The 25,165-nt window shown below is 62.9% G+C and carries 23 protein-coding genes and 1 pseudogene; 17 read left to right on the top strand and 7 right to left on the bottom strand.

The features are described 5' to 3' along the window. Window positions 1-15: 15 nt before the first annotated feature. Complete coding sequence (locus tag ACRCYW_RS21345) at window positions 16-498, bottom strand: zinc ribbon-containing protein (RefSeq protein ID WP_438551974.1); 483 nt, start codon at window positions 496-498, stop codon at window positions 16-18. A gap of 145 nt (window positions 499-643) precedes the next feature. Here ACRCYW_RS21345 and leuS point away from each other — a divergent pair, with 145 nt between their 5' ends. The 16 genes and pseudogenes from leuS to ACRCYW_RS21265 all read left to right on the top strand — a co-directional run bounded on the left by leuS (window position 644) and on the right by ACRCYW_RS21265 (window position 16,270). Beyond that, entirely contained in the window at window positions 644-3,223 is a 2,580-nt protein-coding gene (gene leuS, locus ACRCYW_RS21340) for a leucine--tRNA ligase (protein WP_438551973.1), read from the top strand. A gap of 94 nt (window positions 3,224-3,317) precedes the next feature. Continuing rightward, a complete protein-coding gene (locus tag ACRCYW_RS21335) occupies window positions 3,318-3,800 on the top strand; it encodes an LPS-assembly lipoprotein LptE (protein WP_438551972.1) in 483 nt (160 codons plus the stop codon). Window positions 3,801-3,813: 13 nt separating this feature from the next. Beyond that, window positions 3,814-3,921: pseudogene (locus tag ACRCYW_RS21330) on the top strand (DNA polymerase III subunit delta); the annotation flags it as partial. Window positions 3,922-3,956: 35 nt separating this feature from the next. Beyond that, window positions 3,957-4,991, top strand: coding sequence for a DNA polymerase III subunit delta (gene holA, locus ACRCYW_RS21325; RefSeq protein ID WP_438551971.1), 1,035 nt, complete (start codon window positions 3,957-3,959; stop codon window positions 4,989-4,991). After that, the gene (gene nadD, locus ACRCYW_RS21320) at window positions 4,985-5,632 is read left to right on the top strand and encodes a nicotinate-nucleotide adenylyltransferase (RefSeq protein WP_438551970.1); all 648 of its coding nucleotides are present in this window, start codon (window positions 4,985-4,987) and stop codon (window positions 5,630-5,632) included. The genes holA and nadD overlap by 7 nt, the downstream gene beginning before the upstream one ends. 186 nt (window positions 5,633-5,818) lie before the next feature. After that, window positions 5,819-6,157 (top strand): ribosome silencing factor, encoded by a 339-nt coding sequence (gene rsfS, locus ACRCYW_RS21315; protein WP_349919125.1) that lies wholly within the window; start codon window positions 5,819-5,821, stop codon window positions 6,155-6,157. A 20-nt stretch (window positions 6,158-6,177) separates the two neighbouring features. Further along, window positions 6,178-6,645, top strand: coding sequence for a 23S rRNA (pseudouridine(1915)-N(3))-methyltransferase RlmH (rlmH, locus tag ACRCYW_RS21310; protein WP_005298242.1), 468 nt, complete (start codon window positions 6,178-6,180; stop codon window positions 6,643-6,645). 191 nt (window positions 6,646-6,836) lie between these two features. After that, window positions 6,837-8,759 carry a penicillin-binding protein 2 gene (gene mrdA / locus ACRCYW_RS21305; RefSeq protein WP_438552057.1) on the top strand — a complete coding sequence of 641 codons (1,923 nt, stop codon included), beginning with the start codon at window positions 6,837-6,839 and terminating at the stop codon, window positions 8,757-8,759. 77 nt (window positions 8,760-8,836) lie between these two features. Beyond that, entirely contained in the window at window positions 8,837-9,940 is a 1,104-nt protein-coding gene (rodA, locus tag ACRCYW_RS21300; protein WP_438551969.1) for a rod shape-determining protein RodA, read from the top strand. After that, the gene (gene mltB, locus ACRCYW_RS21295) at window positions 9,940-10,938 is read left to right on the top strand and encodes a lytic murein transglycosylase B (protein ID WP_438551968.1); all 999 of its coding nucleotides are present in this window, start codon (window positions 9,940-9,942) and stop codon (window positions 10,936-10,938) included. Before rodA ends, mltB begins: the two co-directional genes overlap by 1 nt. After that, the gene (locus tag ACRCYW_RS21290; RefSeq protein WP_438551967.1) at window positions 10,880-11,824 is read left to right on the top strand and encodes a septal ring lytic transglycosylase RlpA family protein; all 945 of its coding nucleotides are present in this window, start codon (window positions 10,880-10,882) and stop codon (window positions 11,822-11,824) included. Before mltB ends, ACRCYW_RS21290 begins: the two co-directional genes overlap by 59 nt. A 206-nt stretch (window positions 11,825-12,030) precedes the next feature. Next, complete coding sequence (locus ACRCYW_RS21285) at window positions 12,031-13,260, top strand: serine hydrolase (protein ID WP_438551966.1); 1,230 nt, start codon at window positions 12,031-12,033, stop codon at window positions 13,258-13,260. A 263-nt stretch (window positions 13,261-13,523) separates the two neighbouring features. Then, a complete protein-coding gene (gene ybeD, locus ACRCYW_RS21280; RefSeq protein ID WP_010673756.1) occupies window positions 13,524-13,787 on the top strand; it encodes a DUF493 family protein YbeD in 264 nt (87 codons plus the stop codon). 82 nt (window positions 13,788-13,869) lie between these two features. Next, a complete protein-coding gene (lipB, locus tag ACRCYW_RS21275; RefSeq protein ID WP_438551965.1) occupies window positions 13,870-14,547 on the top strand; it encodes a lipoyl(octanoyl) transferase LipB in 678 nt (225 codons plus the stop codon). Between the two features lie 79 nt (window positions 14,548-14,626). Further along, complete coding sequence (gene lipA, locus ACRCYW_RS21270; RefSeq protein ID WP_371165303.1) at window positions 14,627-15,592, top strand: lipoyl synthase; 966 nt, start codon at window positions 14,627-14,629, stop codon at window positions 15,590-15,592. Window positions 15,593-15,751: 159 nt separating this feature from the next. Further along, window positions 15,752-16,270, top strand: a complete 519-nt coding sequence (locus ACRCYW_RS21265) for a GNAT family N-acetyltransferase (RefSeq protein ID WP_438551964.1) — start codon at window positions 15,752-15,754, stop codon at window positions 16,268-16,270. 48 nt (window positions 16,271-16,318) lie between these two features. Here the strand turns inward: ACRCYW_RS21265 and nqrE are convergent, their stop codons facing one another. The 6 genes from nqrE to ACRCYW_RS21235 all read right to left on the bottom strand — a co-directional run bounded on the left by nqrE (window position 16,319) and on the right by ACRCYW_RS21235 (window position 22,770). Further along, on the bottom strand, window positions 16,319-16,918 hold the full coding sequence (nqrE, locus tag ACRCYW_RS21260) for an NADH:ubiquinone reductase (Na(+)-transporting) subunit E (RefSeq protein WP_438551963.1): 600 nt from the start codon (window positions 16,916-16,918) through the stop codon (window positions 16,319-16,321). Window positions 16,919-17,081: 163 nt separating this feature from the next. Further along, on the bottom strand, window positions 17,082-17,474 hold the full coding sequence (locus ACRCYW_RS21255) for a hypothetical protein (RefSeq protein ID WP_438551962.1): 393 nt from the start codon (window positions 17,472-17,474) through the stop codon (window positions 17,082-17,084). A gap of 244 nt (window positions 17,475-17,718) precedes the next feature. Then, a complete protein-coding gene (locus ACRCYW_RS21250) occupies window positions 17,719-18,222 on the bottom strand; it encodes a GNAT family N-acetyltransferase (RefSeq protein ID WP_438551961.1) in 504 nt (167 codons plus the stop codon). A gap of 24 nt (window positions 18,223-18,246) precedes the next feature. Continuing rightward, complete coding sequence (locus tag ACRCYW_RS21245) at window positions 18,247-19,428, bottom strand: MerR family transcriptional regulator (RefSeq protein WP_438551960.1); 1,182 nt, start codon at window positions 19,426-19,428, stop codon at window positions 18,247-18,249. 152 nt (window positions 19,429-19,580) lie between these two features. Beyond that, complete coding sequence (gene recJ / locus ACRCYW_RS21240; protein WP_438551959.1) at window positions 19,581-21,311, bottom strand: single-stranded-DNA-specific exonuclease RecJ; 1,731 nt, start codon at window positions 21,309-21,311, stop codon at window positions 19,581-19,583. Between the two features lie 109 nt (window positions 21,312-21,420). Further along, entirely contained in the window at window positions 21,421-22,770 is a 1,350-nt protein-coding gene (locus tag ACRCYW_RS21235; protein ID WP_438551958.1) for a sigma 54-interacting transcriptional regulator, read from the bottom strand. A gap of 353 nt (window positions 22,771-23,123) precedes the next feature. Between ACRCYW_RS21235 and ACRCYW_RS21230 the strand changes: the two genes are divergently transcribed. Beyond that, window positions 23,124-24,917: a hypothetical protein gene (locus ACRCYW_RS21230; protein ID WP_438551957.1), complete on the top strand. Its 1,794-nt coding sequence runs from the start codon at window positions 23,124-23,126 to the stop codon at window positions 24,915-24,917. Window positions 24,918-25,165: the final 248 nt, after the last annotated feature.

Raw genomic sequence — 25,165 nt, 5'->3', positions numbered from 1 at the left:
GCTCATCACCCGATATCAGGGTGAGAGCGGCTCACGATGATACTCGTTGGCCCCGCACTCCGGGCAGGTGCCGAGCTGTTCGGGGTGAAGCACTGTGTGGCGCCACTCGCAGTGATCGCACACCAGCACCCCGAGGCCGACCCAGTCCCCGGCGCGGTAGATGCCCTTGTGCTCCAGCTCCTCGGCCAGCTCCTGCCACTCCACCTGGGCGCGGTCCGTCACGTCGGCGAGCCAGGACCAGGCGGTGTCTTTCAATGCCAGCATAAAGGCGGATTCCGGCGCCTCGCTCTTGCCCTCGTCGTAGTTGCCGAGATCCCGTTTCACGTATTCGGCGATGAGTGCCAGCTCGTCCTTGGTCAGATCGCCGGCCGCCTCCAGATAGGCCTGCACCCTGGCGATCATGCGGTTCAGGCGCTCTCCCTGAAACTCCTCCGTCTCCTCCCACTGCTTCCTAAGCTGGGCGATGAAGGCTTCGTACCCTTTTTGCTGTTTGTCCATGGCCGTTACTCCTCTGCTGCAAGCTGATCATGGCCGGCCCGAGACCCGGCGGATGCTGGCGGTTGTTGCCGCCGCAGGATATGGGTATTCTATCTGGATTTCCCAGCTGATTTATCTATTCATTTCACAGATCCGGATGTCACCAATGCAAGAGCAATACGTTCCCCAATCCATAGAACCAGCAGTGCAGCAGCACTGGGATGCCAAGAAAACCTTCAAGGCCGTGGAAAAAGTAGACAAAGAGAAGTTCTACTGCCTCTCCATGTTCCCCTATCCGTCTGGTCGTCTACACATGGGGCACGTGCGCAACTACACCATAGGTGATGTGATCTCCCGTTATCAACGGCTCAATGGCAAGAACGTGCTGCAACCCATCGGCTGGGATGCCTTCGGTCTGCCGGCCGAGAACGCCGCCATCAAGAACAACACGGCGCCGGCGCCCTGGACCTACGAAAACATCGAATACATGAAGAACCAGCTGAAGATGCTGGGGCTCGGCTACGACTGGGATCGCGAGCTCGCGACCTGCAAGCCGGATTACTACCGCTGGGAGCAGTGGTTCTTCACCAAGCTCTACGAGAAGGGCCTGGTCTACAAGAAGACCTCCTCCGTCAACTGGTGCCCGAACGACATGACGGTGCTGGCCAACGAGCAGGTGATCGACAACTGCTGCTGGCGCTGTGACACCCCGGTGGAGCAGAAAGAGATCCCCCAGTGGTTCATCAAGATCACCGACTATGCCGAAGAGCTGCTGAACGACATCGACAACCTGGACGGCTGGCCCGAGATGGTCAAGACCATGCAGCGCAACTGGATTGGCCGCTCCGAAGGGGTCAACATCAGCTTCAAGGTCGACGGCCAGGCTGATCACCTGGAGGTCTACACCACCCGTCCCGACACCTTCATGGGCGTGACCTATGTGGGCATCGCCGCCGGCCATCCGCTGGCGACCCTGGCCGCCGAGGGCAACCCCGAGCTCGCCGCCTTCATCGAGGAGTGCAAGCACACCAAGGTGGCCGAAGCCGACATGGCGACCATGGAGAAGAAGGGCATGGCCACCGGCCTCTATGCCATTCACCCCCTGGATGGCCGCAAGGTACCGGTCTGGGTCGCCAACTTCGTGCTGATGAACTACGGCACTGGCGCCGTGATGGCGGTCCCCGGCCACGACCTGCGTGACCACGAGTTCGCCACCAAGTACGGCCTCGAGATCAAGCCCGTCATCAAGCCCGCCGAGGGCGAGGTGCCGGACGTGATCGCCGCCGCCTACACCGACAAGGGCGTGCTGTTCAACTCCGGCGAGTTCGACGGTCTCGAGTTCCAGGCCGCCTTCGATGCCATCGCCACCAAGCTGGAGAGCCTGGGCTGCGGCAAGCGCACCGTCAACTATCGCCTGCGCGACTGGGGTGTCTCCCGTCAGCGTTACTGGGGCGCCCCCATTCCCATGCTGACCCTGGCAGACGGCTCTGTGGTGCCGACGCCGGAAGGCCAGCTGCCGGTGCTGCTGCCGGAAGACGTGGTGATGGACGGCATCCAGAGCCCCATCAAGGCCGATCTCGAGTGGGCCAAGACCAGCTACAACGGTCAGGAAGCGTTCCGCGAGACAGATACCTTCGACACCTTTATGGAGTCCTCCTGGTACTATGCCCGCTACTGCTCCCCGGACTACGACAAGGGCATGCTGGATCCGGCGGCCGCCAACCACTGGCTGCCGGTGGATCAGTACATCGGCGGCATCGAGCACGCCTGTATGCACCTGCTGTACGCCCGCTTCTTCCACAAGCTGCTGCGCGACGCCGGCCTGGTGAACAGCGACGAGCCGTTCAAGCGCCTGCTCTGCCAAGGCATGGTGCTGGCGGATGCCTTCTACTACAAGGACGAGAAGGGCGGCAACGTCTGGGTCAGCCCCCTCGACGTCAAGATCGAGCGTGACGACAAGGGTCGTATCACCAAGGCCGTCGACCTCGAGGGTCGCGAGGTCATCCACTCCGGCATGACCAAGATGTCCAAGTCCAAGAACAACGGCATCGATCCCCAGCTGATGGTGGAACGTTACGGTGCCGATACCGTGCGCCTGTTCATGATGTTCGCCTCCCCGGCCGACATGACCCTGGAGTGGTCCGACTCCGGCGTCGAGGGTGCCCAGCGCTTCCTGCGTCGCCTGTGGCGCATCACCTTCGAACACGTCAGCGCCGGCGCCGCCCCAGCCCTGAATGTGGCGGCACTCAGCAGCGAGCAGAAGGCCGTGCGCCGCGAGCTGCACAAGACCATCGCCAAGGTGAGCGATGACGTGGGTCGTCGCCAGACCTTCAACACCGCCATCGCCGCCATCATGGAGCTGATGAACAACCTCTCCAAGCTCGGCAGCGACGAGCAGGACCGCGCCCTGATGCAGGAAGCGCTGGAGGCCGTGGTGGTCATGCTCTACCCCATCACCCCGCACATCGGCTTCGAGCTGTGGAAGATGCTGGGCAAGGAAGGGGACATCGACGTGACCGGCTGGCCGGTCGCCGACGAAGCGGCCATGGTCGAGACCGAGAAGCTGGTGGTGGTACAGATCAACGGCAAGATGCGCGGCAAGCTGACCGTGCCGGCCGAGATCAGCCAGGCAGACGTCGAGAAGCTGGCCATGGAAGATGCCTCGGTGCAGAAATTCACCGAAGGCCTGACCGTGCGCAAGGTGATCTACGTGCCGGGCAAGCTGCTCAACATAGTCGCAAACTGAGGATGGCAGACCGGGCACCGGTCACTGCACATCCATGAATGATGACGGCGGGCAGGCGCCCGCCGTTGTTCAAAGGTTTCAAAGAGGATTATCCATGGGCATGCCCTTCATTCGCTGGATTGCCATCATCTTGACGGGCCTGCTGCTGCAGGCCTGCGGTTTTCAGATGCGCGGTACCGCCATCCCCCCCGAGCTGATGACCATGAAGGTGGTCGGTGACAAGACAAGCGACTTCTATCGCCTAGTGACCACCCGCCTCAAGGCGTCAGGGGTGACCCTGGCAGACAAGGAAGGCATTCCGGTGCTGACCCTGGCCGGTGTCAGCAGCAGCAGTCAGGTCGCCTCCGTCGACTCCATCGGTCAGGATCGCGAATACCTGCTGGGCTACAGCACCCAGTTCAGCGTGACCGTGCCGGGCAAGCCGACCCAGGTCTTCCCCATCACCTTCAACCGCAGCTTCCTGAACAAGCCGGATGCGGCGCTGGCCTCCTCCCGTGAGCAGGAGCAGCTCGGCAAGGAGATGCAGGAGCAGGCCGCAAACCTGGTGATCCGTCAGCTCAGCCAGGTCAAGTTCTGATGCGAGTCTCCTGATGAGAGTCTATCCGGAGCAGTTCACGGACCATCTCAAGGCAGGGCTCAAGCCCTGCTATCTCATTTTTGGTGACGAACCGCTGTTCAAGAATGAGCAGGCCATCGACCTTGCATCCTCCCCCCTCAACCAGGCCAGGCTCTGATGCGGATTTACCCTGAACAACTCGCAGACCACCTCAAGGCAGGGCTCAAGCCCTGCTATCTCATTTTTGGTGACGAGCCCCTGCTCAAGCTGGAGGCCATCGATGCCATTCGTCAGCTGGCGCGCAAGCAGGGTTTCGACGAGCGCCACAGCTTCGTGGTCGAGGCCGGGCTGGACTGGCACCAGGTCTATGACGCCTGCCAGGCCATGAGCCTCTTCTCGGCCCGCCAGATCATCGAACTGGAGCTGCCCGCCAAGGTCGACAAGGATCTCGCCGCCCGCATCACCGAGATCGGCAAGCAGTTGCACCCCGACCTGCTGCTGGTACTCTCGGGCGGGCGCCTCAACCAAACCCAGATGAAGGCCGCCTGGTTCGACAAGCTGAGTCAGCTCGGCACCTATGTGCCGGTCAACCACCCCGAGCCCCGTTTCTTTCCGCGCTGGATGAGCGCCCGTTTCCAGCGCTTCGGTCTCAAGGCGCTGCCGGACGCCATCAACTTCATGTGCCACGCCTATGAAGGCAATCTGCTGGCCGCGAGCCAGGAGATCGAGAAGCTGACCCTGCTCTCGCCCCCTCAGCCGATCACGGTCACCTATCTGCAAGAGACCATCATACGTCACGCCCACTTCACCCCCTTCCAGCTCATCGACTGCCTGCTGGAGGGCAAGGTGAACCGGGCCCAGCGCATCCTGCTGGCGCTGCGGGCCGAGGGCACGGAGCCCGGCATGCTGGCCTGGACCCTATGCCGGGAGCTTGAGCAGCTGACCGAACTGGCGCTGGCGGCGCGAGCGGGTCAGCCCCTGGTGGAGCACTTCTCCCGCCTGCGCATCTGGCAGAGCCGTCAGCAGCTGATCCAGCAGGCCCTGACCCGATTGCCCTTCGCCAAAATACAGCAGCTGTGGCAGCTGATGGCCCGGCTCGACGACGCCCAGCGCCGCTTCGACACCGAACAGGCCTGGCTGATGCTGCAGACCCTGGCGCTCGGTTTTCGCGATGGCACCCCGCTCCCCCTGCTGGAGGCGGAATCATGCTGAAGCCTCCCATCGGGATCCTGGGAGGCACTTTCGATCCCATCCATATCGGCCACCTGCGTCCGGCCATCGAGGCGCGCGAGGCGCTGGGGCTGGCCGAGGTGCGCCTGCTGCCCAACCACATTCCTCCCCACAGAGCCAGCCCGTTCTGCTCGAGCGAGCAGCGCCTGGCCATGGTCAGGCTGGCGGCGGCAGAGACGCCGGGATTCGTGGTGGACGAGCGGGAGCTTGGGCGGGACAAGCCCTCTTACACCATCGACACCCTCGTCGAGCTGCGAGCGGAGCTGCCGGACACCCCGATCTGCTTCCTGATGGGGATGGACTCCCTGCTCGGCCTACCTAACTGGCATCGTTGGCAGGAGCTGCTCGATTACGCCCATCTGGTGGTGAGTGCCCGTCCGGGCTGGCAGCCGGATTACCCGGCCGATGTGAAGGCTCTGCTCGGCCGCCACCTGAGCCAGGACAAACAGGACTTGCATCGCCATCGCCACGGCCATATCTGGCTGGCGGGCAACCTGCCCGTCGAGCTATCCGCCACCGGGCTGCGGGCCCTGCTGGCCGAGGGGCGGGATCCCAGATACCTGCTGCCGGCCTCGGTCGCGGACTACATCGCCCGGCACAAGCTCTATCAGCCGACACCCTGAGGCGCAGCGAGGGCCGGTACGACTATTGCCCGCGCAGGTTGCGCACTATAGTGATCAACAGGGGCTCGCCTCCTTCGAGGCGGCCCCGGATGCCTTCCCCTTTGCCGCACTGGGAAACGGGAATGACCATGATATAATCCGCCGCCCTGAGGTTATGCAGCGCGCCGGACAGAGTAGGAGAAGACATTGCAAGGCCAAGAATTACTCGCCTTTATCGTCGACAAGATCGATGACATGAAGGGCCGCGACATCATCACCCTGGATGTGCGCGGCAAGTCCAGCATCACGGATACCATGATCATCTGCTCCGGCAACTCCAATCGCCACGTCACCGCCATCGCCCACAACCTGGCCAGCGAGGCCCGCCACGCCGGGCTGGATCTGCTCAGCGTGGAGGGTGAACTCACCGGTGAGTGGGTGCTGGTGGACATGGGCTCGGTCATCGTGCACGTGATGCAGGATGAATTTCGCGATTTCTACCAACTGGAAAAGCTCTGGGGCGGCGCCCAAGTACAGGTGCAATAAGGGTGCAAGCGTAAAGAACGATGAAGATCCAGTTGATTGCGGTGGGCACCAAGATGCCCGCCTGGGTAGAGCATGGCTTCGAAGAGTACCGTCGCCGTTTCCCCAAAGACATGCCGTTTGAACTCGTCGAGATAGGCGCGGGCAAACGGGGCAAGAATGCCGACATTCCCCGTATCCTGCAGAAGGAAGGGGAAGCCATGCTGGCCGCCGCCGGCCGCTCCCGCATCGTGACTCTGGATATTCCCGGCAAGCCCTGGACCACGGAGCAGCTTGCCGTGCAACTGGAAGCCTGGAAGCTGGACGGCCGCGACGTGGCCCTGCTGGTGGGCGGCCCCGAGGGGTTGTCGCCGGAGTGCAAGGCCGCCGCCGAGCAGAGCTGGTCCCTGTCGCCGCTCACCCTGCCCCACCCGCTGGTGCGGGTGCTGGTGGCCGAGAGCCTCTATCGCGCCTGGAGCATCACCACCAACCACCCGTATCACAGAGAGTGAGCCATGCATTGCATCACCCTCAAACATCCGTATCACAGGGAATGAACCATGCACAGCTGGCGCATCACCCCTCCATGTCACCCGTATCACAGAGAGTGAAGCATGTTTCCCCTGCGCAGCCTCTCCCGTCGTATTCATGGCACCAGACCCCGGTCTGGTGCCATCGCTCATAAGGTAGCGGCATGCTGAAGATGAAGAATCGCATCGAGATGCGCGACCACAGCGCCGAAGGACGGCTGTTCTTCCGACGCACCCTGGTCGCCTACATCGGCATGGTGGTGCTCATGCTGGTGCTGCTCGGCAACCTCTATTACCTGCAAGTAGAGTCTTACGACACCTATCAGACCCGTTCCAACGACAACCGGATCCGGGTCGTGCCCGTGGCGCCGCCACGGGGCCTCATCTATGACGCCAACGGCGTGCTGCTGGCGGAGAACCGCCCCGTCTACAGCCTGGAGATAGTGCCGGAAGAGACCGACGATCTGGAGAAGACCGCGGACGCCCTCATCGAGCTGCTGAAGCTGCCGGAGGGGACCAAGGAGAAGTTCCTGGCCGAGGTCAAGCGCCAGCGCCGCTTCAAGCCGGTTCCCCTGTTCGAGAAGCTGACCGAGTACCAGGTCGCCCTCTTCTCGGTCAACCAGCACAACTACCCCGGGGCCAGCATCGAGGCCTACCTCAAGCGTTACTATCCGTTCGGGGATACCCTCACCCACGCCCTCGGCTATGTGGCTAAGATCAACACCCGTGACGTGGAGCGCCTCGAGAAGGAGGACAAGCTCGCCAACTATGCCGCCACCAAGGACATCGGCAAACAGGGGGTGGAGAAGTTCTACGAGGATCAGCTGCACGGGGTCGCGGGCTATCAGGAGGTCGAGGTCAACAACCGCGGCCGGGTGGTGCGTACCCTCAAGTTCCAGCCCCCCGAGCCCGGCAAGGACATCTACCTCAACATCGACATCCGTCTGCAGTTGAAGGCTCAGGAACTGCTGGCCGGCCGCCGCGGCGCCATCGTCATGATGGATCCGAACACGGGCGCCATCCTGGCCATGGAGTCGAGCCCGAGCTATGACCCCAACCTGTTCGTGACCGGCATCTCCAGCACCAACTACTCGGCGCTGCTCAACGATCCCGCCCGTCCGCTGGTGAACCGTACCACGCAGGGCATCTACGCCCCCGCCTCCACCGTCAAGCCCATGATGGCGGTGATGGGGCTGAACGAGGGGGCCATCACCCCCAACTACCGCTACTTCGGCGGACCCAGCTTCTCCATCCCAGGTACCACCAAGAAGTTCCGGGACTGGCGCCGCTGGGGCCACGGCTGGCTCGATGTCTATCGCGCCATCGAGGTGTCGGCGGACACTTACTTCTACGATCTCGCCTACCGGGTCGGCATCGACAAGATCAACAGCTACATGACCAAGTTCGGCTTCGGTCAGTACAGCGGCGTCGATCTATACGAGGAGACCAAGGGGGTCATGCCCTCTCGTGACTGGAAGATGGCGCGCTGGCGCCAGCCCTGGTATCAGGGAGACACCATCTCCATCGGCATCGGCCAGGGCTACTGGAGCTCGACCCCGATCCAGCTGGCCAAGGCCATCAGCATACTGACCCAGAACGGCCACGACGTGACGCCGCATCTGCTCAAGAGCACGGCCTCGGCAGAGGGCGTGGTCAATGCCCCCATCAACCCGAACATCGCCATCGCCGCCAAGAGCGACACCTACTGGCAGGTGGCCAAGGACGGCATGTGGCGCGTCATCAACGGCCACGAGGGCACGGGCCGGCGCGCCTTTGCCAACACCCCCTATGTGGCGGCGGGCAAGTCCGGTACCGCCCAGGTGGTGGGGCTGAAAGAGAACCAGGTCTACAACGCGGCCACCACCAAGGTGGAGCACCGCGACAACGCCCTGTTCGTCGCCTTCGCGCCGTTCGAGGCCCCCAAGGCCGTGGTCGCCCTGGTGCTGGAGAACGCAGGGGGCGGCAGCGCCATGGGGGCGCCGGTCGCACGCCACATGCTGGATGCCTACCTGCTGCCGCCCGAGCCCCAGTTGCCGCCGGCACCCCAGCCATCCACCCCTGTTCCGGCTCAGGGCGAGGCCACTGCCAATGAGTAATCTTGCATGCCAGAAGGGAGTGTGTTGCCCATTCACGCAGCTCACGACGCCTTCGACTCCGAGTGAGGTAATGCCCAATGAGTAATTCCGCCCGCCAGCAGAGCATCTGGTACAAGCTGCACATCGACCTGCCGCTGCTGCTCGGCCTGCTGGCCCTGATGACCCTCTCCATGGTGGTGCTCTACTCCGCCTCGGGTCAGGACTTTGACTCCATCGTGCGCCAGCTGGTGCGCGGTGGCCTGGCGTTCGCGCTGATGATAGGCCTGGCCCAACTGCCGCCCTCCCTCTACGGGCGCTGGTCCGTGCCCCTGTTCGCCGTGGTGGTGGTGCTGCTCATCGCGGTGGACGTATTCGGCCATATCGGCAAGGGGGCGCAACGCTGGCTGGACCTCGGCTTCATGAAGTTCCAGCCTTCCGAGGTGATGAAACTCTCCATGCCCATCATGGTGGCCGCCTGGCTCAGCCGTCACTCCCTGCCCCCCAAGTTCAGCCACGTGCTGATCGCCTTGGTGATGGTGCTGCTGCCGACCTTGCTTATCGCGGCCCAACCCGACCTCGGCACTTCCATCCTGGTGGCGGCCTCCGGCTTCTTCGTCATCTTCCTGGCGGGGATCAGCTGGTGGCTCATCGGACTGGCGGCCCTGCTCATCGCCGCCTTCATGCCGGTGCTCTGGTTCTTCCTGATGCACGACTACCAGCGCCAGCGGGTGCTGATGCTGCTGGATCCCGAGAAAGATCCGCTCGGCCGCGGCTATCACATCATCCAGTCCAAGATAGCCATCGGCTCAGGGGGCGTGTTCGGCAAGGGCTGGCTGCAGGGGACCCAGTCCCAGCTGGAGTTTTTGCCCGAGCGCCACACCGACTTTATCTTCGCGGTATTCAGCGAGGAGTTCGGCCTGGTGGGGGTCGCCCTGCTGCTGGTGATCTACCTCTATATCATCAGTCGCTGCCTGTTCATCTCCATGCAGGCCCAGAACAGCTTCGAGCGCCTGCTCGGCGGCGCCCTGACCCTCACCTTCTTCGTCTATGTGTTCGTCAACATGGGCATGGTGAGCGGCATACTGCCTGTGGTGGGGGTACCCCTGCCCCTGGTCAGCTATGGCGGCACCTCCATGGTGACCCTGATGGCGGGCTTCGGCATCCTGATGTCCATCCAGACCCACAGACGACTGCTCGCCTGATGAGAGGAGGCTGGCTGGCACTCTGGCTCTGCTCGCTCACGGCGGGGGCCACTGTCTCCCCCGAACGGCTGGCCGAACTGGCCAGCCAGCAGCAGGTGCCCCTCGCCGAGTTGCAGGCGGCCACCGCTCAGGCGCAGCTGCGTCAGGAGATCCTCGACACCATGGCCCGCCCCTGGGAGGCCAAGCCCTGGCATCGCTACCGGCCGCTGTTCGTCACCCCAGAGCGGATCAGGGACGGGGTGAGCTTCTGGCAGCTCCACGCCGCCGTGCTGGCGCGTGCCGAGCAGCGCTACCAGGTGCCTGCTTCCCTCATCGTCGCCATCATCGGCATCGAAACCTTCTATGGCCGCCAGATGGGCCGCCACTCCGTGCTCGACAGCCTCTATACCCTGGGCTTTCACTACCCCGAGCGCGCCGACTTCTTTGCCAAGGAATTTGCCCAGCTGGTGCTGTTGGCCCGGGAGGAGAAGTGGCCGCTCACCCGTTTGAAGGGATCCTACGCCGGAGCCATGGGGATGGGGCAGTTCATGCCCTCCAGCTATCGCCACTACGCCGTCGACTTTGACGGGGATGGCAAGCGGGATCTGTTCGCCAATCCGGCGGACGCCATCGGCAGCGTGGCCAACTACTTCGCCGAGCACAAGTGGCGCTGGGGAGAGTCCGTGGTCGAACCCGCCTTGATCGGACTGGCACCAGTGGATACCCTGCTGACACCCGGCCCGGAGTTCAACCAGCAGTGGCACGAGCTGGCCGCCGCCGGCATCGAACTCGCCGCCCCGCTGGCCCCGGATACGCCAGTCAAGCTGCTGGCCTTGGAGCAGGCAGACGGACCCGAGTACTGGGTCGCGCGCCACAATTTTCATGTGATCACCCGCTATAACCGCAGCCCCCTCTATGGGATGGCGGTGCATCAACTCAGTCAAGCAATCCAGGACGCTTATGCATTACAGCCACAGACTTCTTCCCCTCAGCCTGACCTTGTTGCTGGCCGCCTGTAGCAGCCAGCCGGAGCCTCAGCCCCTTCCCGAAGAGCCCGTCCAGCAGGAAAAACCGCAAGTCATCGAGATCCCTCAGGCCACCGGCGCCATCCCGCGCCCCGAGCCCCTCAGTGCGAGCGGCAACCGGGACTACTGGATCGGCAAGCAGAAGTACGAGGTGTGGCGCGACATCAAGCACTATCAGGAAGAGGGGACAGCCAGCTGGCTCTCCCAGGATCTGGACGGCCAGAAGACCGCCAACGGCGACGTGCTGGACAGCAAGCTGTTCAGCGCCGCCCACCGCAACCTGCCGCTGCCGAGCTATGTGCGGGTCACCAACCTGGACAATGGGCTGGAGACCATAGTTCGCATCAACGATCGCGGCCCCTTCGGCAGTGATCGTCTCATCGATCTCTCCCATGCGGCGGCCAAGCAGCTGGAGATGGTGGAAGGAGGGGAGGCCCGCGTGCGCGTCGAGCTCATCAGCGACACCCCGGATCAGATGGTGGAGATGGTGCCCATGATCCCGATGCAGCCCATGCAACCGGCAGCGACCGCCGAGGAGGGCGCCTTCCTGGGCGAACCCAAGCCGGCGGCACCCGCTCCTGCGCCAACCACCCCGCCCAAGGCCGCAGCCAAGCCGGTTGCCACCGCCACCACCACGGTCACGGCGACTCAGGCCGCCAGCGGTCAGGGCAAGATGATCCAGGTGCTGGCGAGCGGTTCCCAGCCCAGGGCCGAGGCCCTCGGCAAGGTGATGACCCAGCGCTACGGGGTGCCCTATCAGGTGGTGGCCCACGGCGCCATCTTCCGGGTCCTGCTGGGGCCGGTCGCGGCCGATCAGCAGACCGCCTTGCTGGAACAGATCCGTCAGGGTGGGCTGGAGCAGGCCTTCATCGTTCCCTGAGGGGAAACGCTGCACCACAACCCCCTGCACGCGGCATCACGTCGTATCCCGGCGTGATACCGCGCATTGGGCCATAAAATCCCAGCCAGATCGCATGTCGGGCTATGACCGCCCGGCGCATCTGGTATAGTGGGGCCCGCTTTTTTTAACTTGGGTACTCCCCTCTCAACCGGGGTACTCCCCATTCAGGCACCAGGAATTTCAAGATGTCCAAATTTGCCCGCTCCGTCATTCTGGCCTCCCTGTTAAGCGCCACCGCCCAGGCCAACCAGCCAGTGCCGACACCGGATTCAGCCCTGCCGACCGCCCAGCCGGTCCCGACCCTGAACGCCGCGCCCATGGTCGTGCCTGCCGCGCCGGAAATCGCCGCCAAGGCTCACATCCTGATCGACTACTACTCCGGTCAGGTGCTGGCCGAGCAGAACGCCGAAGAGCGTCTGCCCCCCGCCAGCCTGACCAAGATGATGACCTCCTACATCATTGGCCAGGAGCTGGCCAAGGGGAACATCAAGCGCACCGACATGGTGACCATCAGCCAGAACGCCTGGTCCAAGAACTATTCCGACTCCTCCAAGATGTTCATCGAGGTAGGCAAGCAGGTCTCCGTCGATGATCTGAACAAGGGCATCATCATCCAGTCCGGCAACGACGCCTGCGTCGCCATGGCCGAGTACCTGGCGGGCAGCACCGACTCCTTCGCCAGCCTGATGAACAGCTGGGCCGCCAAGCTCGGCATGAACGACAGCCACTTCATGAACCCCCACGGCCTGGATGCCGAGGGTCACTACAGTACCGCCCACGACATGGCGCGTCTGGGTCAGGCCCTCATCCGCGATCTGCCGGAGGAGTACAAGATCTACGCCCAGAAGTCCTTCGTCTTCAACGGCATCACCCAGCACAACCGCAACCGTCTGCTGTGGGATCAGTCCCTGCAGGTAGATGGCATCAAGACCGGACACGTCAGCCAGGTCGGCTACAACCTGGTCTCCTCCGCCACCAACAATGAAGGCATGCGCCTCATCGCGGTGGTGCTGGGTGCCGGCAGCGAGGCCACTCGCGCCGCCGAGAGCAAGAAGCTGCTCACCTACGGTTTCCGCTTCTTCCAGAGCCTGACCCCCTACAAGGCTGGCACCGAGCTGGTGACCCAGAAGATCTGGATGGGTGACAAGTCCGAGGTGAAACTGGGCGTGGATCAGGACGTCTCCGTGCTGGTCACCCGTGGTCAGGGCAACAACCTCAAGGCCGACTTCCAGCTCGAGAGCGAGCTGAAGGCACCGCTGGCCAAGGGTCAGCGCGTCGGTACCGTCTTCCTCAAGCAAGGGGACAAGGAGATCAAGCAGGTTCCCCTGGTTGCCCTGGAAGAGGTGCAGGAAGGTGGCCTGATGAGCCGCCTGTGGGATTACCTGGTGATGCTGGTTTCCAGCTGGTTCAAGTGATCCACGCACAATATTGACCAAACAGCGGCGCCAACAGGCGCCGCTGCTGCCTCTGGCCTGTCCAACCAGTCAATAACCCTGCAAACTGCAGGTTCCGCCGACAACCGATTTGTGGTAAAAAGCAGCACCTCCACGACTTGTCGCATCCCCCGGGCCTTGATCCCGGCGTGGGCCGTGCCCATATTGACAGGGACTGGCGGCCCCGCGGGGCCATGCAAGATTAAAGATGACGTCGCCCTGTGGACGACGAAAAAGGTGAGCAAATGAATACCAAGTTTGATGAACTGCTGGAGTTCCCCTGCAAGTTCCCGTTCAAGGTGCTCGGCGTGGCCGACCCTGCCCTGCCGGACATGGTGGTGGAAGTGCTGCAGCAGCACGCCCCCGGCACCTACAGCCCGACCGTTCAGCCCAGCTCCAAAGGCAACTATCACTCGGTTCGAGTGACGGTCACCGCCCAGAGCAAGGAACACATCGAAGCCATGTACACCGCCCTTGGCAAGATCGAGCTGGTGCGCTACGTCCTGTGAGTCGCCTCCCTCGCCCCGCCTCAGGGGCGAGCAATTTTTGAGTACCCGGTTTCTGGGTTCAAGCGCCCGTCAGTGAGGAAAGATGTCACTTCAAACGCCTGCTCAGCCACAGTTGCTCGTCAGACAGCTTGGCCGTCGCCCCTACCAGCCGGTGTGGGATGCCATGAAGGCTTTCACCGACAGCCGCACCCCCGACACCCCGGACGAGTTCTGGGTGGTGGAGCACGATCCCGTCTACACCCAGGGTCAGGCCGGCAAGGCCGAACACCTGCTCGCCCCCGGTGACATCCCCGTGGTACAGAGCGATCGCGGTGGCCAGGTGACCTATCACGGCCCGGGTCAGCTGGTGCTCTACGTGCTGGTGGATGTGCGCCGCAGCAAGCTCTCGGTACGCGAGCTGGTGACCTGCCTCGAGACCGCCATCATCAATACCCTGGCGAAGAGTGACATCTCGGCTTACGCCAAGGCCGACGCCCCCGGCGTCTACGTGAAAGACGATCTCGGCATGGAGGCCAAGCTGGCCTCGCTGGGTCTGCGCATCCGCAAGGGCTGTTCCTTCCACGGGCTGGCGCTCAACGTCGACATGGACATGACCCCCTTCCTGCGCATCAACCCCTGCGGCTACGCGGGCATGGCCATGACCCAGACCAGCGCCATCGGCGGCCCACAGAGCGTGGCCGAGGCACAATCCGTGCTGGTAATGGAGTTGGCCAGGCTGATCGGCTATCAAGGGATCACGAATACCGAAGAGGCGGCATGAACATGCTCATGCCCCGCGGTCATCAGGGTACAGCCCCGATGGCCATCAATCAGACAATAACAAACACCGAGAGTGAATCATGAGCAAACCCGTTCGTATGGAGCCGGGCGTCAAGCTGCGCGATGGCGACAAGATGGCCCTGATCCCGGTGAAATTCATGCCGGATCCCAACGAGGAAGTGCTGCGCAAGCCGGACTGGATGCGGATCAAGCTGCCGCCGTCGAGCCAGAAGATCGAGCACATCAAGAGCACCCTGCGCAAGAACAAGCTGCACTCGGTATGTGAAGAGGCCTCCTGCCCCAACCTGGCGGAGTGCTTCAACCATGGGACGGCCACCTTTATGATCATGGGTGCCATATGCACCCGCCGCTGCCCCTTCTGCGACGTGGCCCACGGCCGCCCGCTGGCGCTGGATCCCGATGAGCCGAAGAAGCTGGCACTGACCATCAAGGAGATGGGTCTCAAATACGTGGTGATCACCTCGGTGGACCGCGACGATCTGCGGGACGGCGGTGCCCAGCACTTCGCCGACTGCATCAAGCAGATCCGCGAGCACAGCCCCCAGACCCGCATCGAGATCCTGACCCCGGACTTCCGCGGCCGGATGGAGCAGGCCCTCGAGGTGTTCCGCGAGACCCCGCCGGACGTGTTCAACCACAACCTGGAAACCGCCCCCCGCATGTACCGGGTCGCCCGTCCGGGCGCCGACTACAAGTGGTCATTGGAGCTGCTGCGTCGCATCAAGGAGATGCACCCCCATGTGCCGACCAAGTCCGGTGTCATGATGGGTCTGGGCGAGACCAACGAGGAAATCGTGCAGGTACTCAAGGACTTGCGCGAGCACGGCGTCAACATGCTGACCCTGGGTCAGTATCTGCAGCCGAGCCGCCACCACCTGCCGGTCAAGCGCTACGTGCCGCCCGCAGAGTTCGACGAGCTCAAAGACGTGGCCATGGATCTGGGCTTCTCCCACGCAGCCTGCGGTCCCTTCGTGCGCTCTTCCTACCACGCGGATCTGCAAGCCAAGGGTGAAGAGGTCAAATGACCTCGCCCGACAGAGAGGTCAGATAACCTCTCCCGCAATAAAAAAAGAGCGCCCTTGGGCGCTCTTTTTTTATTGCGTAATCCGGACTCGGCCAACCCCTTGGCTAGTTCCGGGCTCCGGGGTTAAGGTAGCGACTCCCTTTCCTTGAGTGCAACGCCAATGCCTACCCCCATTGTTCGTCTGATCCCCATGGGTGAGGCGGATTTCCCCGCCTATCGCGACTACTTCATCGAGGACTATGCCCAGGATCTCGCCAGCAATCACGGGCTGGCCCTGGCCGATGCCCGTCAGCAGGCCGAAGCTTCCTTACTGCAATACCTGCCCCGAGGGGCCGCCACATCGGGCCAGAGCCTGCTCTGCATCATCCCTGTCAATGATCCTGTGAGTGGCAATACGGGAAACGAGGTCACATCGACGGCGAGCACAGCCGGCTATCTCTGGCACTGTGTCGACGGCACCGCCCACACCACCTTTATCTATGACTTCTACACACTCCCGGCCCATCGTGGATTGGGGTATGGCAAAGCCGCCATGGCGGTGCTGGAGGCCGAGCTCAAGACCATGGGCGTCAGCCAGATCAAGCTCCGGGTCGCCTATGACAACCCCAGAGCCAGGGCCCTCTACGAAGAGCTGGGCTTTCACATCACGGGCTACAACATGGCCAAGACGCTGGGCTGATGGCACCCGCCATCAACCTTCTCTCGTCATGTCATGGCGAGCCGATGCTCACAGCGAGATCCCGGAAAACGACATAAAGCCCAGCGACATCAGCCCCGCCACTATGAAGGTGATGCCGATACCCCTCAGCCCCTCCGGCACATCCGAGTATTTCATCTTCTGGCGCAGGCCGGCGATGGCGACGATGGCCAGCAACCAGCCGAGCCCCGAGCCCGCGCCATACACTATGGATTCGATGAAGTCGTAATCCCGCTGGGCCATGAACATGACGCCACCGAAGATGGCGCAGTGCACCGTCAGCAGCGGCAGATAGATGCCCAGCGCGTGATAGAGAGCCGGGAAATGTTTGTCGAGCACCATCTCCATCACCTGCACCAGGGCCGCCAGCACCCCTATGTAGACGATGAAATCGAGAAAGCTCAGATCAAACTCCCCGAGGAAGGTGCTGTCAGGACGCAGGATATGGCGGTAGATCAGATTGTTGAGGGGGATGGCGATCACCATCACCACCAGCACCGTCATGCCGAGGCCGAAGGCGGTGTTGATGTTCTTGGATACGGCCAGGAAGGTACACATGCCGAGGAAGAAGGCCAGGGCCAGGTTTTCGACAAAGACAGAGTGAATAAACAGGCTTACATAATATTCCATCGGATAGGCTCACGGATTTGCGCAGACAGGGCCGGCCCCAGGGCGAAAGGCCATGGGACGGGATCAGGAAGCGCGTGGCGAACGCCGGGAATGGGCAGTCTGGCTCCGGGGAACCAATCAGGCAGACAGGGATCCGGCCGCGCGCTTGGGGGCGAACCCGTCGTCAGTCACCGTGGCAGAAACGAAATTGCAGATGGTGGCACCCCAGCAGACGCCGGTGGAGAGAGCCGAAGTGATCGGAACCCTGCCTGAGGTAGATGAGCGGCAGGAAGAACAGGAGCCCGCACAACAGCCCCAGGATGTCGTGCTGGAACCAGGCGAGCAGCTCCCGATAGAACTCCGGGGATGAGCTGCTTTCCAGTCGCCTGCCCTGCTCCAGGCTGAGTCGCCACTGGCCGCCCGGTGGCAGACCGATTTCCTTGGTCAGTCGGCCATCCGCAACCTGATAGAGCTGCACCACCGCCGGTGACTCAGCACTCGCCATTCGCACGGATGCATCCAACCCTGCCGCCATGATGGCGGCCAGCCACAGGATGCAGGCGATGCCAAGGGACATCAACCCTGTCTGTAATCGACCAAGGCTTGGCAAGGGAGCGGGTACCTTCAGAATATGGTGAGCAGTGCGGTCAAGGGTGCAGTGCATAAGACAGGGCAGAATATATCACGATTCGACCCTGTTTTGCAGGAGGAAGGAGCCAGGCTGGCACCTCTGAGAAGGGAAATATGGCCGCATCTCGGGTAGCGTGAACGGGCCTTAAACAGGCAGGGCATCCCTGCCCTCCCTTCACCATCAACCAGGCTCAGCCTTGGTTGAAGGCGCAGTGATAGCTCACCTCGCCGCTGGCCTGCTCATCTCCGTGGCGTCTGGCCATGAAGTATTCCGCCGGCACGCCGGGCAAGTGCAGACGGGTATCGGCCACGAAGCCGAAGCGGCCGTAGAAACCGGGATCCCCCAGCACCACGCAGCCAGCTACCCCCTCGCTATCCAGGGCGTCGAGTCCTGCCCGCATCAGTTGGGCACCTATGCCTTTCCCCTGCTTCTCGGGCGCCACGGCGATGGGGCCGAGGCCAAGCCAGCCCTGACTTCCATCGCTGATGGTCACCGGCGAGAAGCAGAGGTGACCGACGATGATCCCGTCTTGCTCCGCCACCAGGGAATGCCTGAGGGCCCCAGCCTTGCGCAGGTCGCAGATGATCAACTGCTCGTTGTGATCGGTGTGGGGCGCCTCCAGGAAGGCGGCTATGGTCAGCGCCTCGATGGCGTCGCTGTCGGCACGAGTTTCGGGTCGGATATGGATAGTCATCTTGTCTCCTGTTGAATGTTGTTGTCAGGCTGCCCGCAGGCAGCACATCACATAGCCGTAATGGCCGAGATACTGGCGGTGCATGGCAAGCTCCTGGGTTAAGTCCCGAAAGGCCGCCGACTCTCCCAGTTCCCCTTCGAGGCGCGCCAGATTGCGCGCCATGGGCTCCAGATAGTTGTGCCACGCCCGCTCTGGCAACAGGGTATGGGAGAGGCACTCATAGCCCCTGGCCCGGATGGTCGCAAGCAAGCCATCCAGGGTCTGCATGCCGAGATACCCCTGTTGCCAGTATGCCCTGGCCTCGGCCGGGGGCTCGTCGGTCAGCCACACCAGCTCGCTGACCACCAACCTGCCGTGGGGGACACTCAGCAGGGGCCGCCAGGCGGTCAGCGCCTCGGCGAAGCCCATCACGTAGGCGCTCCCCTCCGCCCAGATAAGATCCACCGGTGCCAGATCTGCCGGTAGGGCAGCCATGCTTGTACACAAGGTGCTCACCTGACCTAAGCCTGCCGCCTTGGCCGAGCGCTCGACGGCGGTCAGGGCGCTCTCGTCCAGATCGATGGCCAGGATGGGGGCGTCGCATACCTGAGCCAACGCCAGGGTGGCGGCGCCGCGCCCGCAGCCGATGTCGAGGATGCGGTTGGGGATCATGGCGAGGGCCTCGAACTGCTGCTGGGTAAAGGCGCGATCCCCCGGGCCCCAGTGGCTCATACCATCCAGTAAGCGCTTGAAATCCGTGATGTAGCGCTCGTGCTCGTTCATGTCCTTGCTGAGCCACTGCAGGTGATAACGGTCCCGCTCGCCAAAGCCCTGTTTCATCACCCAGTCGAAATAGGCCTGGGGCGCTTCTTGTTGCAGGCGCAACTGCCAGGCCTTGAATTCCTCGCCGGACTCACGGCTCATGCCCGCCAGATCTGCCAGCAGATCCCGCGCCCGCTGAATCCGGCTGAGCTCAATGTCCAGCTCCTCCACTCGCGCCCGCAGCTCAGCCTTATCCATCTCGCCGGCCAGGCAGGCGAGGCACTGCTTGAGGCTGAGGCCGCCAGCCTGCAGCGCCTTCACCATCTGCAGCCGCTGCAGATCGGCCTCGTCATAGTGGCGATAGCCGTTGGCGGCCCGCACGCCCTCGATCACCCCCAGCTTCTCGTAATAGAGCAGGGTGGAGCGGGCGAGGCCACAGCGACGGGCCAGTTCGGATATTTTCATGGCAACCACTCGTGATGCGGGTCGTCACTTGACCCGATGAAGGAGAGCTTAAACTGTGAAGCTATAGACGGGTCAACCCTGCCTTGCCATCTCCCAATGCAAAACGGCCACCCAGGGGTGGCCGTTTTTGCTCAGCAGGGTTCGGAAACTGGCTAGAGGCCAGCCGCCTCCAGATGTTCCACCAGCAGTTGCACGCTGCGATTGCCCCGCCACTCGTTCACATCGAGGCGATAGACCAGCCGCACCCGTTTCACTGAGGCGTCTGGCCAGCGCTTGAGATCGACCCCGAAGGCGATGGCATCCACCGCATGGCCGGAGTCCGTGGTCAGCATCATCTTGAGGTGCTTCTCCCCCACCAGCCGCTGCTGCACCAGCAGGAACTCGCCATCGAACAGCGGCTCGGGGAAGGCCTGACCCCAGGGGCCGGAGGCGCGGATGAGCTCGGCAAGCTCCAGGCTCAGCTCGTCGGGCAACAACTCGCCGTCGGTGAGCAGCACCCCGGTCAAGAGCTCGGGGGTCACCAGTTCACCTATGATGGCCTCAAAGGCGCGGCCAAAACCCTCGACATTGGCCTTGGGCAGAGTCAGCCCCGCCGCCATGGCGTGGCCACCGAACTTGCCCATTAGGCCGGGATTTCGGGTGTCGAGCCGTTCCAGGGCGTCGCGCAGGTGCACGCCCGGGATGGAGCGCCCCGAGCCCTTGAGCTCGGTGTCGCTGCTCTCGGCGAAGGCGATCACCGGTCTGTAGTACTTCTCCTTGATCTTGGAGGCCACCAGCCCCACCACCCCCTGATGCCACTCGTCCCTGTGCAGCACTATGCCGTTGGGCACCTCGCCATCGCGGAAGCGGATCTGCTCCAGGGTGGCCAACGCCTCCTGCTGCATGCCCTGCTCTATCTCCTTGCGCTCCTGATTCAGGCTGTCCATCTCGGCGGCCAGCTGACGTGCCAGGTTGATGTCGTCGCACAGCAGGCAGGCAACCCCGAGCGACATGTCATCGAGCCGACCCACCGCATTGAGGCGTGGGCCCAGCGCGAAGCCGAGATCGGCGGCGCACAGGCGGCGGCCGTCCCGACCCGACACGTCCACCAGCGCCTGAATGCCGGGTCGGCAACGGCCTGCCCGGATCCGCTGCAGACCCTGATGCACCAGGATGCGGTTGTTGCCATCCAGCGCCACCACGTCGGCGACCGTGCCGAGGGCCACCAGATCCAGGTAATCCGCCACATTGGGGGGGCGGATCCCCAAGCGCTCATACCAGCCCGCCTGGCGCAGGTGGGTGTTGAGGGCCGCCATCAGGTAGAAGGCGACCCCGACCCCGGCCAGGGATTTCGAGGGGAAGTCGCAACCCCGCTGGTTGGGATTCACTATGGCATCCGCATCCGGCAGTTCGTGGCCCGGCAGGTGATGATCGGTGACCAGAACCTGCATGCCGGCGGCCTTGGCGGCGGCGACCCCGGCGATGCTGGAGATGCCGTTGTCCACCGTGATGAGAAACTCGGCCCGGCGAGCCACCGCCAGTTCAACAATCTCCGGCGTGAGGCCGTAGCCGAATTCGAAGCGGTTGGGCACCAGGAAATCGACATGTTCCGCCCCCATGGCCCGCAGGGCCAGCACACACAGGGCCGAGCTGGTGGCGCCGTCACAGTCGAAATCCCCGACGATGAGGATCCGCTTCTGGGCCGTCAGGGCTGCCGCCAGCAGGGGCACCGCCTGCTCCATGCCGAACAGACGCTGGGGAGGCAACAAGTGGCTGGCACTGCGCTCCAGCAAGGCGGGATCCTCCACCCCGCGGCTCGCGAAGATCTGGCGCAGCAACGGATGCAGGTTGGCGGGAAGGTGGGAGTCATCCACCCGGGGACGACGGCGAATTTGCAGGGGCATGAATTCAGTCCTGTCTTCTAATGGGATGAGCCAATGGCGAGGCGGTATCATACACGCCAGGGGCCTGGGGGTTAACAGCGGCAGAGCACGGGGTGAAGGGGAAAGCCCCTCAGGAGAGCTGAGCCTCCGGAGGCAGCGGGGGGGTCGATCGCTCCAGCACCCGGTAGAGGGTCAGCCTGGAGATCCCGAGGTGGCGGGCCGCCTCGGTCACATTGTTGCCGCAGAGCACCAGGGCACGGCGCACGGCCTCACACTCCGCCTCCGCCCTGACCAGGTTCAGAGGCCGTATGCCTCCCTCAGCCTGTGGCAGGGACAGCCCCAGATGCTGATGGTCGATACGGTGCCCGTCACACAGGACCAGCGCCCGCTCCAGCCGGTTCTTGAGCTCCCGCACATTTCCCGGCCAGTGATATTGCAGCATCTGGCGGGTGGCACAGGCGGTGAATCCCTGCACCTGGGGGTTCAGGATGCCCCCCATCTTGGTCAGGAAATACTGGGCAAGCAGCATGATGTCCTCCCCGCGTTCCCGCAGAGGGGGAAGCGCGAGATCCAGCACGCAGAGGCGATAGAAGAGATCGGCCCGGAAGTGACCCTGCGCCATCTCCTGATCGAGGGATCGATTGGTCGCGGCGATGACCCGGATATCCACTTCGATGGGCTCAACCCCGCCGACCCTCACTATGGTGCGCTCCTGCAGGAATCGCAGCAGGTTGACCTGCATGGACAGGGGGAGATCCCCTATCTCGTCGAGGAAGAGGACGCCGCGGTGGGCCATCTCCACGCAGCCGATGTGGCGCCGCCAGGCGCCGGTGAAGGCCCCCTTCTCATGACCAAAGAGCTCTGACTGGATAAGGGAGGGCGGGATGGCGCCGCAATTGATGGCAATGAAGGGACCATCCGCCCGCACTGACTGGCGATGGATCTGGCGAGCCACCAGCTCCTTGCCGGTGCCGCTCTCCCCCTGCAGGATCACCGAGGAGTCGACCCTGGCCAGGCGTTCGACTCGCCCCATGGCCTGCTGCATGGCGGGGCTGTTACCGATCAGCCCCCCGCTCTCCTTACCATGGTCACAGGGGCGCAGCGTATTGCCCCTCAGACAGGCGATGCCAAAGGCATGCCCCAGCACGGCCAGCAGCCGATCATCTCCCGCCGGCAGGCTGTGATAGTCGAAGCAGTAGTTCAGCAACAGCTCCTGCATCCTGGGCTGGGCGAGCAGATGAGGGGGGACGAGGGCCACCCAGATCATGGTGCCACAGGTCTGGCGAAACAGGGCCTCCAGCGCCTCGGCGGAGCCCTCGCTCAGCAACACCAGACCCACTCTGGGGCCCTGCTGTGCATAGAGACTGAAGGCCTCCTGCGGCGATGACACCAGGCAGATATGCCACCCAAGGGAAGAGAGCTGTGGCGGGGGGCACCAGACTTCGTCGGTGTTGACGCACAGCAGCGTACGCATATTCATTTACAACACTCCACCGCACCGCGGCTGAATAATGTGCAAAGTATTGGATAGACGGCGTACTTGTGCCACTCATGAGACAGGATGCGAAATGGGATTCAAAAGTGAGCAAAAAACAAATAAATCATTATCAATCAATCTGATATCAATGTTTCTTTAACAATTCTGGCGGCCATGATACTCAGAACGCCCTCCCCCTGTTCCACTGCAGAGACAGTGCCAAAAGATGCCTTTTCCCGTCTGTCGGGCCCCGGCGCCGGGCACACCCGGATCTTTGCTCCATTCAGCTAACAACGCCTCAGCATCCCAACCCGCCAACTTCTACATTTTATGTTTACTTTCAATGCATTAATAACTTGGAACAAAGCCTGCACTGGTGCTGCGCCGATCCCGCTACGCAAGATGAGCCGGACGACATGGACAACACCAAGCAGAAGGAATGCAACATGGGTACTCAATTCACGCATCTCTGGCCCCGCTGTTGGCGGCAGCGCCTGGGCCTCACGGCCCTGCTAATGGCACTCAGCGTACCGGTATGGGCCGCGACGGCGGAGTCACCGTTCGAGCTCGATGCCAACCCCCAGGATGATAACCCGGTCGCCAACAGCGATGACTGGGCCACCCCGCCCAGCAGCGGTGGGGCCACCAAGTTTACCGGCATCATTCAGGACACGGCCCCCAGAACCATCCACGGAGGGGGGGACAAGGACATACTGGACATCGATAAATGGGGTTGGAGCGATGGATCCGTCCCCGACAAGGATGACCTGACCCATGCCTATGCCGCCGCTTACAACGAGAACAACGATCTGTTGCTCTATTTCGGCGCCGACAGAATTTCAAACGTTGGTGATGCCTTCATGGGCTTCTGGTTCTTCAAACAGAAGGTGACCGCCCTGCCCAACGGCAAGTTCAGCGGCAAGCATACCGTGGGGGACACCCTCGTCCTCATCAACTTCCCCCAGGCGAGCAACGCGGTCCCCTACCTGGCCGTCGTGACTTGGGATCCGACCTGTAGCAAGGCTGCCAACAACAACCCGCAAGCGGGTCAGTGCGCCGCCACCAACCTGCGGCTCAAGCTGCAAGGCTCGGGGGCCAACGACGTCGTCTGCGCCAATCAAGGCGGTGCCAACCTCGCCTGCGCCCTGACCAACACGGGTAATGTGCCCGTCCCCGGCAGCGCCCTGGCGAACGGCGTCAGCGGCCTGTGGAGCGACTACACCCCGAAGAGCGGCACCAAGGGGATCTTCCCCTTCGAGAGCTTCTTCGAGGGGGGGATAAACCTCAGCCAGATAGTGGGGGGCAGTGATGGCTGCTTCAGCAGCTTCATGGCCGAGACCCGCTCCTCCAGTTCCTTCACCGCGGCACAGAAAGACTTCGTGCTGGATAACTTTGAGCTGTGCAAGGTCGAGATCACCAAGACCTGTACCAGCGGCGATCTCAACGGCGATGAAACCGGCTTCACCTTCAACTTCGAGGGGACGGTCACCAACGGTGGCTTCGGTACCATCTATAACGTGGTCGTCACCGATGACAACGGCACCCCGGCCGATACCAGCGATGACTTCGTCGTCGATACGTTCGATTCCATCGCCAAGGGAAGCGCTGAAAACTACACCGGCAGCTTCGAGTCCACCGGTAATGCGCCGACCAACGGCATCAGCGTCAAGGCCGCCTCCAGCAACGGTGGGGTGCAGTCGATCACGGCTTCCGCCACGGCCGCCTGTCCCCGTGTAGAGAGAACGCCGGGGATCAGCGTCACCAAGGCCTGTAATACCAAGGTCATCGATGCGGGTAGCCAGCTGGTGATCAGGGTCGACTACAGTGGCCAGGTCTGTAACACCACGGGTCTGGGTGGCGTACCGCCACTGAACCTGAGCGGGGTCACAGTCACCGATGATCACGGCACACCGGCCAATACCGCCGATGACTTCGTCCACGCCATAGGCGCGCTGAGCGCGGCGAGCTGCAAGGACTACTCGGGTTCCTATACCCCGGGCAGCGCAGGCTCCGAGAATCCGGGGTCCATCTCCTTCAGCGACACGGTCACGGCCACAGGGACGGCGCCGCTCGGCTTTGGCAGCGACACGGATACGGCAACCGCCACCTGCCCGCTCTGCCCGGTCTGTCCGAATTGCCCGACTCCTTAAGGGCGTAAACAGGGTTTCCTAAAACCTCCAGGGCCATGGCTGAGACCATGGCCCTTTTCTCTCTCCAATGCCTCGGTCAAAGGCCTTATTCCCGGCCGATCCAAACTTCAACGCCAGCGGCTCGGCTGCCGATTCAGCCCCTGTGACCGGTTTAGTTAGCGATAGATTAATAGGGCCGAATGTTAAAAATTCCTATTCCGGAAGGTTGCCAATTGGACCGATGCCCCGCAAGCTAAACGGGACGACAG

The organism is Aeromonas sp., assembly GCF_051657805.1.
In the GTDB taxonomy this organism is placed as follows: Bacteria; Pseudomonadota; Gammaproteobacteria; order Enterobacterales; family Aeromonadaceae; genus Aeromonas.
The sequence above is the reverse complement of the archived record's forward strand: the minus strand, read 5'-3'. Positions and strand labels throughout refer to the sequence as shown.